Origin of the sequence: Nesterenkonia cremea, from assembly GCF_014642675.1 — a bacterium.
GTDB lineage: Bacteria > Actinomycetota > Actinomycetes > Actinomycetales > Micrococcaceae > Nesterenkonia > Nesterenkonia cremea.
This window is the reverse complement of record NZ_BMIS01000002.1, coordinates 48,769-60,946: the sequence shown is the minus strand read 5'-3', so window position 1 is coordinate 60,946 and position 12,178 is coordinate 48,769. Positions and strand designations below refer to the sequence as shown.

General features: G+C 67.5%; 12 protein-coding genes. 1 reads left to right on the top strand and 11 read right to left on the bottom strand.

The features are described 5' to 3' along the window. The first annotated feature begins 123 nt into the window (after positions 1–123). Positions 124–753: a class I SAM-dependent methyltransferase gene (locus tag IEW85_RS02525; protein ID WP_188682570.1), complete on the top strand. Its 630-nt coding sequence runs from the start codon at positions 124–126 to the stop codon at positions 751–753. Positions 754–789: 36 nt separating this feature from the next. Here IEW85_RS02525 and dapF read toward each other — a convergent pair whose 3' ends face one another. The 11 genes from dapF to IEW85_RS02470 all read right to left on the bottom strand — a co-directional run bounded on the left by dapF (position 790) and on the right by IEW85_RS02470 (position 12,122). Continuing rightward, positions 790–1,743, bottom strand: a complete 954-nt coding sequence (gene dapF, locus IEW85_RS02520; protein WP_229658740.1) for a diaminopimelate epimerase — start codon at positions 1,741–1,743, stop codon at positions 790–792. Between the two features lie 70 nt (positions 1,744–1,813). Continuing rightward, positions 1,814–2,728, bottom strand: a complete 915-nt coding sequence (gene miaA / locus IEW85_RS02515) for a tRNA (adenosine(37)-N6)-dimethylallyltransferase MiaA (RefSeq protein ID WP_188682569.1) — start codon at positions 2,726–2,728, stop codon at positions 1,814–1,816. Between the two features lie 3 nt (positions 2,729–2,731). Then, positions 2,732–4,258 carry a tRNA (N6-isopentenyl adenosine(37)-C2)-methylthiotransferase MiaB gene (gene miaB, locus IEW85_RS02510; protein WP_188682568.1) on the bottom strand — a complete coding sequence of 509 codons (1,527 nt, stop codon included), beginning with the start codon at positions 4,256–4,258 and terminating at the stop codon, positions 2,732–2,734. 27 nt (positions 4,259–4,285) lie between these two features. Then, the gene (locus IEW85_RS02505; protein ID WP_188682567.1) at positions 4,286–4,984 is read right to left on the bottom strand and encodes a regulatory protein RecX; all 699 of its coding nucleotides are present in this window, start codon (positions 4,982–4,984) and stop codon (positions 4,286–4,288) included. 26 nt (positions 4,985–5,010) lie between these two features. Beyond that, the gene (gene recA, locus IEW85_RS02500; RefSeq protein WP_188682566.1) at positions 5,011–6,066 is read right to left on the bottom strand and encodes a recombinase RecA; all 1,056 of its coding nucleotides are present in this window, start codon (positions 6,064–6,066) and stop codon (positions 5,011–5,013) included. 207 nt (positions 6,067–6,273) lie between these two features. Then, positions 6,274–6,492: a DUF3046 domain-containing protein gene (locus IEW85_RS02495; protein WP_188682565.1), complete on the bottom strand. Its 219-nt coding sequence runs from the start codon at positions 6,490–6,492 to the stop codon at positions 6,274–6,276. Continuing rightward, positions 6,489–6,983 carry a MarR family winged helix-turn-helix transcriptional regulator gene (locus IEW85_RS02490; protein ID WP_188682564.1) on the bottom strand — a complete coding sequence of 165 codons (495 nt, stop codon included), beginning with the start codon at positions 6,981–6,983 and terminating at the stop codon, positions 6,489–6,491. The genes IEW85_RS02495 and IEW85_RS02490 overlap by 4 nt, the downstream gene beginning before the upstream one ends. 146 nt (positions 6,984–7,129) lie before the next feature. After that, positions 7,130–7,588 carry a helix-turn-helix domain-containing protein gene (locus tag IEW85_RS02485; RefSeq protein WP_188682563.1) on the bottom strand — a complete coding sequence of 153 codons (459 nt, stop codon included), beginning with the start codon at positions 7,586–7,588 and terminating at the stop codon, positions 7,130–7,132. A 74-nt stretch (positions 7,589–7,662) separates the two neighbouring features. Continuing rightward, complete coding sequence (locus IEW85_RS02480) at positions 7,663–8,331, bottom strand: CinA family protein (RefSeq protein WP_188682562.1); 669 nt, start codon at positions 8,329–8,331, stop codon at positions 7,663–7,665. After that, positions 8,331–8,960 carry a CDP-diacylglycerol--glycerol-3-phosphate 3-phosphatidyltransferase gene (gene pgsA / locus IEW85_RS02475; protein WP_188682561.1) on the bottom strand — a complete coding sequence of 210 codons (630 nt, stop codon included), beginning with the start codon at positions 8,958–8,960 and terminating at the stop codon, positions 8,331–8,333. The genes IEW85_RS02480 and pgsA overlap by 1 nt, the downstream gene beginning before the upstream one ends. 27 nt (positions 8,961–8,987) lie before the next feature. Continuing rightward, positions 8,988–12,122 carry an FtsK/SpoIIIE family DNA translocase gene (locus IEW85_RS02470; protein WP_188682560.1) on the bottom strand — a complete coding sequence of 1,045 codons (3,135 nt, stop codon included), beginning with the start codon at positions 12,120–12,122 and terminating at the stop codon, positions 8,988–8,990. Positions 12,123–12,178: the final 56 nt, after the last annotated feature.

Sequence of the window (12,178 nt, the reverse complement as noted above, 5' to 3'; positions counted from 1 at the left end):
GACGGTGTTCAGGCTCGACCGCGCATCAGGCGGGAGCAGGGTGGCCCAGACAGGCGTCTCAGCGAGACCGGGGCACTCAGATGAAGTAGATCCACATGGGGTCAATCATACTACGATCAACGGGTGAGCTCCTCGCATTATTTCTCCGTCTCTCCGGACAGTCCCTTCGAACGCCGCCGCCTGCAGGTCGAACTCGAGGGCAGACCGGTGACCGTCAGCACCGCCGGTGGGATCTTCTCCCCCGAGGGGGTGGACAAGGGCACCGCTGTGCTCCTGAAGCATGTGCCGGACCCTGCGCCCACGGGCCATCTGCTAGACATCGGCTGCGGCTGGGGTCCCATCGCCCTGACCATGGCGATGCGGTCCCCGAAGGCCACGGTCTGGGCGGTGGACGTCAATGAGCGCTCCCGCACGCTCTGCGCGGAGAACGCCGCCGCACTGGGCCTGGAGAACGTGCAGGTCATGGCCCCTGAGGAGGTCCCCTCGGCGGTGCGCTTCGACACCATCTGGTCCAACCCGCCCATCCGTGTGGGCAAGAAGGTTCTGCATGAGCTGCTGGAGCTGTGGCTGCCGCGGCTGGCTGAGGACACCGAGGCCTGGATGGTGGTCCAGAAGAACCTCGGGGCAGACTCGCTGCTCACCTGGATCCGCTCCATGCTCGCCTCCGTGGGCGAGGACTTCTCCGCCGACCGTCCCGAGACGGATAAGGGTTTCCGTCTGCTCAGAGTCCGGCGCAGCGCTGGTCTGGGCTGATCAGGGAAACAGGGCTGATCAGGGCCCGCCGCAGGTTCAGCGCAGCGTCCCGCTCATCACCAGTTCTGCCGGCCCGGAGAGCTCCACATCCTCTGCGCCGTCCTGACGCGGGATGAACCGGACCATCACGTCACCGCCGGGCACCTGAACGGCCCAGGTGTCCACGCCGTCCTGAGCGGCCCAGACCCGCACCGCGGCCGCCGCCGCGCAGGCACCGGTGCCGCAGGACATGGTCTCCCCCACACCGCGCTCGTGGACGCGCATGCGCACATGCCCGACGCCGTCCTCCACCAGCGGCTCTCCGGGCACGACGAACTCCACATTGGTCCCGTGCGGGGGCACCGGATCCACTGTGGGCTTCTCGGTCAGGTCCAGGGCCTCGAGCGTCTCTGCCTCCGGCAGGGCCACCACAGTGTGCGGGTTGCCCATGGAGATGCTCAGCGCCGGACGGGGGTCCTCCAGGCCGCGGGCCATGACCAGGGCGTCGGAGGCGTTGTTCTGGGCGAGCTCCGGGTCGATGAAGGACCAGATGCCCATTCCGATGGCATAGCCCTCAGCCACTTTGCGGACGGTGCGCAGTCCGGCACGGGTGAGGATGGTGAGTTCCTGGCCCTCCTCCAGTGCGATGAGCTCCTCGGCCAGCAGGAAGTGGGCGAAGGCGCGCACGCCGTTGCCGCACATCTCGGCGATGGAGCCGTCGCCGTTGCGGTAGTCCATGAACCACAGGGGCGCCTCATCGGTGCTGGAGAGACCGGCTGTGGAGAGCAGCTCCTCGGCGGCGGCGTCGTGGCTGCGGTGGGCAGGCACGGCGCGGATCAGTCCGTCACCTCCGATGCCCAGGTGGCGATCGCAGAGCGCAGCCACCTGGTCGGCGTCGACGCTGTACCGGCCGTCGGCGTCGGCGAGCATGACGAAGTCGTTGCCGGTGGCGTGGGCCTTGGTCACGGGAGTTCCGGCCAGGGCGTCGAGGGCTGAGAAGTGATGTGGCAAGGGGCGCTCCGGGTTCTTCGGCGGGCTGGGGACAGTCAGGGCTGCGGTGGTCTCTGTGAGGTCAACGCTGTCATGCCGCCAGAGCTTCCATGGCCTCTTCCGAGCCGCTCATCCACTGCAGCCGGTGGTCGGCGCGGAACCAGGTCTCCTGGCGGCGGGCGAATCTGCGGGTGGCCACGGTGGTGGACTCCAAGGCTTCGGCCTCGGTGAGCTCGCCGTCGAGCACCTGCAGGTGCTGCTGATAACCGATGGCGCGGGAGGCGGTCTTCCCCTCGCGCAGACCCTGCTGGGCCAGGCGGCGGACCTCCTCGAGCAGCCCCTGCTCGGCCATGAGGTCCACACGCCGGGCGATGCGCTCATGCAGCTGCTCCCGCGGCAGGGAGAGCCCCAGCTGGATGACCTCGCCCAGGGAGGGCTCGTAGATCCGCTGGGGCATATAGGAGCTGAAGCTGCGTCCGGTCAGCCGGACCACCTCCAGAGCGCGGACCAGCCGGCGGTCGTCCTTGATCACTGAGGCCGACTCCGGGTCAGCGGCGCGCAGCTGCTCCCGCAGCGCCGCAGCCCCCTTCTCCTCCAGCTGCTGGGTCAGCTCGCCGCGCAGCTGATGGTCGGTGGGCGGGAACTCGATGACATCGGTGGCGGCCCGGATGTAGAGTCCGGAGCCGCCTACCATCACCGGGGTGTTCCCCCGGGAGCGGATGGCGGCGATCAGCTCCCGGGCCTGCTCCTGGAAGGCGGCCACCGAGGCCTCCTCGGTGATGTCCAGGACGTCCAGGAGGTGATGCGGGATCCCCTGCATCTCCTCAGCGGTGATCTTGGCGGTGCCGATGTCCATCCCGCGGTAGAGCTGCATGGAGTCGGCATTGATGATCTCCCCCGGCCGGCCCTGTTCGGCCAGCCGCTGGGCCAGCTCGACGCCGAGTGCGGACTTTCCGGAGGCGGTGGCGCCTGCCACGACCACCAGCGGTGTCTGGTCTGTGGTCACGGGTCAGCTGCCGATGCGCAGGCTGGGCATGCCCAGGGAGACCGACCCTGGCCTATCACCGGAGACCTGAGTGGTCCCCACACCGCAGGAGTCGGCCTGCCAGCGGTCCCAGGCCTCGCCGGCCCGTGAGGCACTCAGGCTGTACTGCTCCGCAGAGCTGGGATCGGCCAGCAGGTGGTGGCCGCCGGCGTCGGTGATCGGCACGGTCACGAAGTCACCGGGGCGCGGGATCTCAGCACCTTCGGGCACGGAGAAGTGGACCAGCCGGTTGTCCGGGGCTCGGCCGGTGAGCCGTCCGGTCTCGGAGCCCTTGGAACCGGAGTCCGCGGTGACCAGCAGCTCCTGCTGGGTGCCGACCTGCTTCTGGTTCTCCTCGGCGGTGATCCGGTTCTGCAGGGCGATCAGGCGGTCGAAGCGCTGCTGGACGACCTCCTTGGGCACCTGATCCTCCATAGTGGCGGCAGGGGTGCCCGGGCGCGGCGAGTACTGGAAGGTGAAGGCCGAGGAGAAGCGGGAGGCTTCGACCACCCGCATCGTGTCCTCGAAGTCCTCCTCGGTCTCGCCGGGGAAGCCCACGATGATGTCGGTGGTCACTGCGGCATGCGGGATGCGCTCACGGACCTTGTCCAGGATGCTCAGGAACTTCTTGCCCCGGTATGAGCGGCGCATATCCTTCAGGACCTTGTCCGAGCCGGACTGCAGGGGCATATGCAGCTGCGGCATGACATTGGGGGTCTCGGCCATGGCGTCGATGACGTCATCGGTGAAGGAGGCCGGATGAGGGCTGGTGAACCGGACGCGCTCCAAGCCGTCGATCGTGCCGCAGGCGCGCAGCAGCTTGGCGAAAGCCCCGCGGTCACGGAACTCCACGCCATAGGTGTTGACGTTCTGGCCCAGCAGGGTGACCTCCACGGCCCCGTCGTCCACCAGAGCCTGAACCTCGGCCAGGATCTCGCCGGGGCGTCGGTCGCGTTCCTTGCCGCGCAGCGAGGGCACGATGCAGAAGGTGCAGGTGTTGTTGCAGCCCACAGAGATGGACACCCAGCCGGAGTGCACGGATTCCCGCTTGGTCGGCAGCGTGGAGGGGAAGGTCTCCAGAGATTCGAGGATCTCGATGGAGGCTTCCTCATTGTGGCGGGAGCGCGCCAGCAGCGTGGGCAGGGAACCGATGTTGTGGGTGCCGAAGACCACATCCACCCAGGGAGCCTTCTCCTGGACGGCGTTCTGGTCCTTCTGCGCCAGGCAGCCGCCCACGGCGATCTGCATGCCCTCACGGGCCTCTTTGGTCCTGCGCAGCTGGCCGAGGTGGCCGTAGAGCTTATTGTCCGCGTTCTCACGGACGGCGCAGGTGTTGAAGACGACCAGGTCCGGGGTCCCCTCGGAGTCGGCGCGGGTGTAGCCGGCATCCTCCAGGAGCCCGGAGATCCGCTCGGAGTCGTGGACGTTCATCTGGCAGCCGAAGGTCCGCACCTCATAGGTGCGTCCGGCGGCCTCAGTGTTCGCGGTGTCTGTCACGGCGGTCGCTGTCATCACTGACCAATTCTACTGAAGGCCGGCTCACTGATGTGCGGCCCGCTCGTCCAGCGTTTCCCGCACGATCTGGAAGGCGGCACCGGGAGAATGGCCCCTCCGGGCGAGCATAGAGACCAGGCGACGCGTGTGCTTGTCCCGCTCCTTGCGCTCCTCGGGTCCGTTGCCCATGGGGACTGTGGTGCCGCGCAGCTTCTTGGCCACGAGCTGCCGGGCAGCGGCGTCCTCATCCTCAGTGCTGATCTGCTCCAGAGCCTCCTCGGCCAGGGCATCCTCGACGCCCTTCTCCTTCAGCTCCCGGCGCAGAGCGGCCCGGCCCAGGTTCTTCATCTCGTGCCGGGTGCGCACCCAGGTGCGGGCGAAGTCGGCGTCGTCGAGGAGGTGGACCTGCTCCATCCGGTCCAGGACCTCGGTGATGACCGCTTCCTCGAACTCCCGCTCACGCAGCGACTCGGCCAGCTGGTGCCGGCTCTTGGCCGAACCGGTCAGCTTGCGCAGGACCACGGCGCGGGCCTTCTCGTAGTCGTTGCGGCTGTCCTCGCACTGGGAGCGCGGGGAGGACTCCTCCTCGGCCGCGGGGTCGGCAACCTCGGACTGCTCCGCGGCCGGGGACTGCTCCGCCGCCTGGGCCGGCCCGTCCTGGAAGAGCCCGCTCTCAGCGGTCCCGTCCTGGATCTGGACCACAGCTGCGCGGAGGGCCTCCAGCTTCTCCTGCTGCTCAGACATCGCTCACTCCGTCCGGACGGGACTGCTCAGGCAGTCTCTCCCACGGGCTTCAGATCCGGTCCACCCTGATCGGAGGAGTCGTCCTCGGTGATGACGCCGAGCTTCACGCGGATCTTATGCTCGATCTCATCGGCCAGGTCCGGGTTGTCCTTGAGGAACTGGCGAGCCTTCTCCTTGCCCTGACCGAGCTGGTCTCCCTCATAGGTGAACCAGGCGCCGGACTTCTTGATCAGGCCGTTCTCCACGCCCACGTCGATCAGGCCGCCCTCACGAGAGATGCCCTCTCCGTAGAGGATGTCGAACTCGGCCTGCTTGAACGGCGGAGCCATCTTGTTCTTCACGATCTTGGCGCGAGTGCGGTTGCCCACTGCGTTGGTGCCCTCCTTCAGGGTCTCGATGCGACGGACGTCCACACGGACCGAGGCGTAGAACTTCAGCGCCTTACCGCCGGAGGTCGTCTCCGGGGAGCCGAAGAAGACGCCGACCTTCTCACGCAGCTGGTTGATGAAGATCGCAGTAGTCTTGGTCTGCCCCAGGCGACCAGCGATCTTACGCAGCGCCTGAGACATCAGACGGGCCTGCAGGCCGACGTGGGCGTCGCCCATCTCGCCCTCGATCTCAGCACGCGGCACCAGGGCCGCCACCGAGTCGATGACCACGACATCCAGGGAGCCGGAGGACACCAGCATGTCCATGATCTCCAGGGCCTGCTCACCGGTGTCCGGCTGGGAGACCAGCAGGGAGTCTGTGTCCACGCCCAGCTTCTCGGCGTAGGTGGGGTCCAGAGCGTGCTCAGCGTCGATGAACGCGGCGATGCCGCCGTTCTTCTGCGCGTTGGCCACAGCGTGGAGGGCCACAGTGGTCTTACCCGAGGACTCCGGGCCGTAGATCTCCACCACACGGCCGCGGGGAAAGCCTCCGATGCCCAGTGCGGCGTCCATGGAGATGGAGGAGGTCGAGATGGTCTCGATCGGCGCCCGGGTCTCATCGCCCAGACGCATCACCGAGCCCTTGCCGTACTGCTTGTCGATCTGCGCGAGCGCCGCGTCCAGCGCCTTCTGCCGGTCCTGGCTGACTGCCATGACTACACCTCGTTCATTCGATGTTCTTCGCTGCTGATTGCTTACGCCGTCGAGACTACGCAGATCCACTGACATGGATGCGTGACACGCTCCGTGCTGTGAAGTCCTGCGCGTGCCGCAGCAGCACTGAGATCCTCTGTGGCGGAATCTGTCACGAGCTTATCGCGACATCGAACATAGGTTCGAAGAGGTGGACCCGCGTGTCGCTCACCGCTTGGGCGGGATGTCCCGTCCCAGGCGACGCTCGGTGGGGACCTCCTGCTGATCGCAGACGGCGTCCCATACGTCGCGGGGCGCCACACCGGAGCCCAGGGCATCATTGACGGTCTTCTGATAGTCGCTGAGCACCAGTGAGTCGGCCAGCACATGGGCGTAGCCGCTGCCGAACTCCTCCTCCATCAGGAACCAGAAACGGCTGAGCCTCATGGCCGCACCTCCTCGGCACCGCAGGCCGGGGCGTGTGCGGCGTCGAAGTCTGCATAGGTGCGGTTGAGCTTGGACAGCAGTCCGGAGAGGGTCTCGATCTCGTGCTCCTCCCAGGTCTCCAACATCGTCAGATAGCGTTCGGCCCGCTCCTGCTGGGCGCCCTGCAGCCGCTCCAGACCCTCCTGGGTCAGCGAGATCAGCTGGGCGCGTCCGTCCAGCGGGTCGGTGTCCTTGGTGACCAGCCCGCGCTCGGCCAAGGTGGCCAGCTGACGGGACAGCGTGGGTTTGCCGATGCCCAGCTGCCGGGCGATGGAGGTCATCCGCTGGGGGCCGTCATGCTGCAGCGCGGCCAGCACCGAATAGGAGGCCGGCTCGATCTCCGGGTCCAGGCGCCGGGCGATCTGCAGGGCGTTGAACCGTCGCCGCACGAAGAGCCGATTGAACTCACGCTCCAGCTCGCGGACCGTGCTCCGCCGCCCCTCAGTGGTCATCCCAACAGTGTAGAGACCCAGGCGCCGAAGAGAGAAAGCGTACGGGCGCAGGCGCACACCGCGGCCGGACATGAAAAGGGAGAGGGCCCTGATGAAGGACCCTCTCCCCACACGTCTTTCAACTGATCGCCCGGAGGCGACCGACATCAGCCGCAGCTGCGGGCGAACTGCTCGTTCGCGAACTCCTCAGGCACTGCATCCGGAACCATTCCGCCGTCCACCGGCTGGCCGAACTCACGCTGGAACTCGGTGGGCACAGTGTCCGGAACGTGCACGCCCTCGGCCACTGCCACGCGTTCGGCCACCTGGCCGAGCATCGCGGAGAGCGGGACGTCGAGTGCGGCACAGATGGAGGCCAACAGCTCGGAGGATGCTTCCTTCTGCCCCCGCTCCACCTCGGAGAGGTATCCCAGGGAGACGCGGGCATCGTGGGATACATCGCGGAGGGTGCGGCCCTCAGCCTGGCGGATGCTGCGCAGCACATCACCGATCTCCTGCCGAAGCACGACGGCTTTGGCTTCCTTGGTCTCGGCGGTGACTGCGCCTTCGGCGTCCATATCCTTCCACCGGGTGACGCCGTTGACGGTGACTGGCTGTCGCACCATGGACTCTCTCCTTCGGACTCGTAGCCCTCATTACACCCGGGATCAACCGAATCTCTCCCGGGATTGTTCCCACTCTAACGCGGTTCGCCGATACCGGAAGGCTCTGTGTGCAGGAAATCGTCGAGAAGTTTCAGCGCTCCCTCCACGGAGGCCTCCCGGATTCCGGCCCGATCCCCGTCCAGATCCAACAGCAGAGAACCGGCCAGCCACGGCGCGCCGTCGCCTTCCGAAGCCCGCTGCAGGTCCTCCTCGCAGTCACCGGGGAGACGCAGCCCCAAACGCTGAACGGCCTCATCTCTGCAGGCCAGGCCCAGATAGACGGTTCCGACGTCCTTGCCCTGATGTGGCTCGGGCCCGGCCACACCGGTGGTCGAGATCCCGATGTCGGCGTCGGTGGCCACAGCTGCCCCGCGCGCCATGGCGGCGGCCACTGGGGGATCCACCGCGCCCTGGGTCTCCAGCAGTTCGGCATCCACATCGAGCAAATGATGTTTTACCTCATTGCAATAGGCGACGACGCCGCCCAGCAGCACTGCCGAGGCGCCCGGCACGTCTGCCAGCCGGGCCGCCAGAGATCCGGCGGTCAGCGATTCAGCGGTGGCGACGGTCAGTCCGCGGTGGGCTCCGCGCTGAATGATCTCCACCGGATCAGAGGTCTCCTCCGCCTCGGCGGCCACCGCCTGGGCTCCCCCGTGGACCTCGGCGCCGTGCTCATCCAGCCAGTTGTGCTGACGCCCGGACATCAGGCTGCCCCTGCCCCTTTGGACTCGCGGCGCAGCCGCAGAGCCGACATCAGATAGTCCGCACCGGTGACCACTGTGACCACCAGGGCGGCGATCATGATCCAGAAGGCGACATCAGCCAGCCAACCGGCGATGACCACCAGCGGCAGCAGCATCAGCTGCAGGCCTGCGGTCTGCAGGACAGTCTTGAGCTTGCCGCCGCGGGATGCGGGCATGACCTGGGTGCGCAGCATCACCATGCGCAGCACAGTGATGCCCAGCTCGCGGGCCAGGATCACCAGCGTGACCCACCAGGGCAGCTCGCCGAGCAGCGAGAGCATGATCAGGCCTGCGCCGATCAGCGTCTTATCCGCGATGGGGTCGGCGATCTTGCCGAAGTCAGTGATCAGGTTCCGCGAGCGGGCCAGGTCGCCGTCGATCTTATCGGTGATCATCGCGGCGGCGAAGAGCCCGGCGGCCGCCCACCGCCATCCGCCGTTCTGAGCCTCCAGCCCACCGCCGAATGCCTCGGTCAGCGAGCCTTCGGCGTCGAGCAGCAGGAACCAGACGAAGACTGGCACCAGGGCGATGCGAAGCATCGTCAGGACGTTCGCGATGTTGAACAGCGGTGCGTTATTGGGCTCGACCATAGCGAGACTCTAGCAATTCACCCTGGCTCAGCGCCCGGTGAGCTGCCACGCATCCTCAGAACCTGTCGCGCCGTCCTCGTCGTAGTAGTCCGTGGCGGTGGGCAGAGCCTGCGTGCGCTCGGCCAGATCGCGGGCGATCAGGTCGGCGCTGGACATCCCCGAAGTGGTGGATCCGCCCGAGGGCACCGGGCCGCTGCGCTGGGGGCGCACAGCCTCAGTCTCCGCGGTGGGTGCGGGGCCGGCGTCGTAGTCAGGGACCGGAGCCTCCTCCTGAACGGGCGCTGCAGCAGCGGCATCCGCGGGGGCGGCCGCCACCGACTGACCGGGCTCATACTCCACCACGTCCTGCTGGTAGGCGTCCGGGGCGTCCTCAGAGGGCTCGGCCGGCGGAGTCTCGCCCTTGATGGTGGCCAGCACCTCGGGCAGCTCCTCGGGGGCGACCAGCACGTCGCGGGCCTTGGAGCCGGTGGACTCCCCCACCACTCCGCGGGACTCCATGAGGTCCATGAGACGGCCGGCCTTGGCGAAGCCCACACGCAGCTTGCGCTGCAGCATGGAGGTGGAGCCGAACTGCGTGGTGACCACCAGCTCGGTGGCCTGCAGCAGGAGCTCGAGGTCATCGCCGATGTCCTCGTCGATCTCCTTCTTCTTGGGCTCCATGGCCTGGACGGCGTCCTCGCTGTACTGAGCCTTCAGCTGGGACTTCACGTGGTCGACCACGCCGTGGACCTCGGACTCGTTGACCCAGGCACCCTGGACACGCATGGGCTTGGCAGAGCCCATGGGCAGGAACAGCGCGTCACCCTGACCCAGCAGCTTCTCCGCACCGACGGAGTCGAGCACCACGCGGGAGTCGGTGGCCGAAGAGGTCGAGAAGGCCATACGGGAGGGCACGTTGGCCTTGATCAGACCGGTGACCACGTTGACCGAGGGACGCTGGGTGGCCAGCACCAGGTGGATCCCGGCCGCACGGGCCAGCTGGGTGATGCGGACGATGGAGTCCTCGACGTCGCGCGGGGCCACCATCATCAGGTCGGCCAGCTCGTCGACGATCACCAGCAGGTAGGGGTAGGGCCGCAGCACACGCTTGGAGTCCGGCGGCAGCTGGATCTTCCCGGCGCGGACGGCCTTGTTGAAGTCGTCCACATGCTTATAGCCGAAGTGGGCGAGGTCGTCGTAGCGGTTGTCCATCTCCTTGACGACCCACTGCAGCGCCTCGGCGGCCTTCTTGGCGTCGGTGATGATGGGGGTGACCAGGTGCGGCACACCCTCGTAGGCGGTGAGCTCCACACGCTTGGGGTCCACCATGACCATGCGGACCTCATCCGGGGTGGACCGCATGAGGATGGAGGTCACCATGGAGTTCACAAACGCCGACTTGCCGGCACCGGTGGCACCGGCGACCAGCATATGCGGCATCTTGGCGAGATTGGCCACCACGTAGCCGCCCTCGATGTCCTTGCCCACACCCATGACCATAGGGTGCTCGGTCTTGCGTGCGGCGTTGGAGCGCAGCACATCGCCCAGGGCGACGACCTCTTTGTCCTTGTTCGGGATCTCGATGCCGATCGCGGACTTGCCCGGGATCGGAGACAGGATGCGGACCTCATTGGAGGCCACGGCCAGGGAGATGTTCTTCTCCAGAGAGGTGACCTTCTCCACCTTCGTGCCCGGGGTCAGCTCCACCTCGTAGCGGGTGACCGTGGGACCGCGGGAGAAGCCGGTGACCTGCGCGTCCACCTTGAACTGGGCGAAGGTCTGGTTCAGCGCCTCGACGATCTCGTCATTGGCGGTGGTGTGTTCCTTGGCCGGCGGTCCAGCAGGCAGCATGGACTGATCCGGCAGGGTATAGGTGACATCCCCGGCCAGTTCGAGCTGCTCGGAGCGCACGGGCAGGTCCGAGGGAGCCGCGGGGGACTCCTGGACGGTGGTCTCCTGCAACGAGGGCTTGGCCTCGGACTGCACAGCACGCTGAGCCGCGGTCTGGGCTGCCGGCCCTCCCGCCTGCTCCTGCGCCTGGGCGGCCTGATCGGCGCCGGCCTTCTCGCGGGCGCGCTGGATGGCGAGCTCCTGAGCAGTGGGGCGCTTGACCCCCGGCGGCACGGCGGAACCCTGATCGGCGGCGTCGGAGGTGGATTCGCGCTCCACGGCGCCCTGGTCGAAGGCGCCCTCGGCGGCGCGGGCGGCCTCCTCGCTGTCCACGTCGTAGAGCTCAGGCTCCTCCTCGTGGTCATCGGCGCCCATGAGCTTGGAGAACAGGCCCTTCTTGGGCTTCTCAACGGGTTCGGCGGGAGTCTCCTCGGCGAAGGCCTCCTCCGCCTCCTGCTTCTTGGCGCGACGGGGTGCGGCCTTCTTCGGAGCGGGCTCCTCGGCCTCCTTCTGCTGCGCCTGGCCGCCTATGGGCAGGGTGTCGTCCAGGACGGGCTCGGAGGATTTCTCGCCCACGATGTAGTTCTTGGCCACGGCGATCCGGTCCGGGATCCGGCGCACGGGGGTTGCGGTGACCACCAGGATGCCGGCGCCGAGCAGCAGGCCCAGGAGCACCCACATCGGGTAGGGGGTGATCAGCGAGGCCAGCGGCACAGCCATCAGGTAGCCGATGATGCCTCCGGAGGCGAGCATGTCCTCGAAGGCGGTGTTCAGCGGCGGGGCGCCGTTCCAGAGGTGCGCCAGGCCGGCGGCGGAGAACAGGATGACGGTCAGGCCGATGGCGACGCGGCCGTTGTCGTCGTGCTCCTGGGGATGCCGGAAGTAGCGGACGGCGGTCACGAAGAGCACGAGCGGCAGGATCACGGAGGCCCAGCCGAAGGTCCCGGCGGTGCCGCCGTGGACCACTCCGGGCAGCCAGTGATCGGTGTGGCGGATTCCCCACCAGTCGACGACGGCGGTCACCGCGGCCAGCAGCAGGAACACCAGTCCTGCGCTGTCCCGGCGGTCATCCGGGTGGATCTTGATCTGCCGTCCGATGCCGCGCATCGCTCCGCCGGCCGGGGTTGCGAATGCCATCCACAGTCCGCGCACAGCAGTGGCGAAGATGCTGCCCTGGGGCTCATCCTGGGCAGTCTTCTTCTGATTCTTCGACGTCGTCGCGCGGCCGTTCGCACTCTTGGAGCTCTTACCCGAGGTGCTGGCGGCTCGCGAGGGGGAAGTACGTGTCGCCATGCCACCTAACCTACCGGCATCGGCGCGTCACGTCACTGATCGGCACACCTTTGGCC

Excerpts from the sequence above, each read along its gene's own strand:
- miaB (WP_188682568.1), bottom strand. The coding sequence starts at position 4,258 with ATGACAGCGACCGCCGTGACAGACACCGCGAACACTGAGGCCGCCGGA.
- IEW85_RS02505 (WP_188682567.1), bottom strand. The coding sequence starts at position 4,984 with ATGTCTGAGCAGCAGGAGAAGCTGGAGGCCCTCCGCGCAGCTGTGGTC.
- recA (WP_188682566.1), bottom strand. The coding sequence starts at position 6,066 with ATGGCAGTCAGCCAGGACCGGCAGAAGGCGCTGGACGCGGCGCTCGCG.
- IEW85_RS02495 (WP_188682565.1), bottom strand. The coding sequence starts at position 6,492 with ATGAGGCTCAGCCGTTTCTGGTTCCTGATGGAGGAGGAGTTCGGCAGC.
- IEW85_RS02490 (WP_188682564.1), bottom strand. The coding sequence starts at position 6,983 with ATGACCACTGAGGGGCGGCGGAGCACGGTCCGCGAGCTGGAGCGTGAG.
- IEW85_RS02485 (WP_188682563.1), bottom strand. The coding sequence starts at position 7,588 with ATGGTGCGACAGCCAGTCACCGTCAACGGCGTCACCCGGTGGAAGGAT.
- IEW85_RS02480 (WP_188682562.1), bottom strand. The coding sequence starts at position 8,331 with ATGTCCGGGCGTCAGCACAACTGGCTGGATGAGCACGGCGCCGAGGTC.
- pgsA (WP_188682561.1), bottom strand. The coding sequence starts at position 8,960 with ATGGTCGAGCCCAATAACGCACCGCTGTTCAACATCGCGAACGTCCTG.
- IEW85_RS02470 (WP_188682560.1), bottom strand. The coding sequence starts at position 12,122 with ATGGCGACACGTACTTCCCCCTCGCGAGCCGCCAGCACCTCGGGTAAG.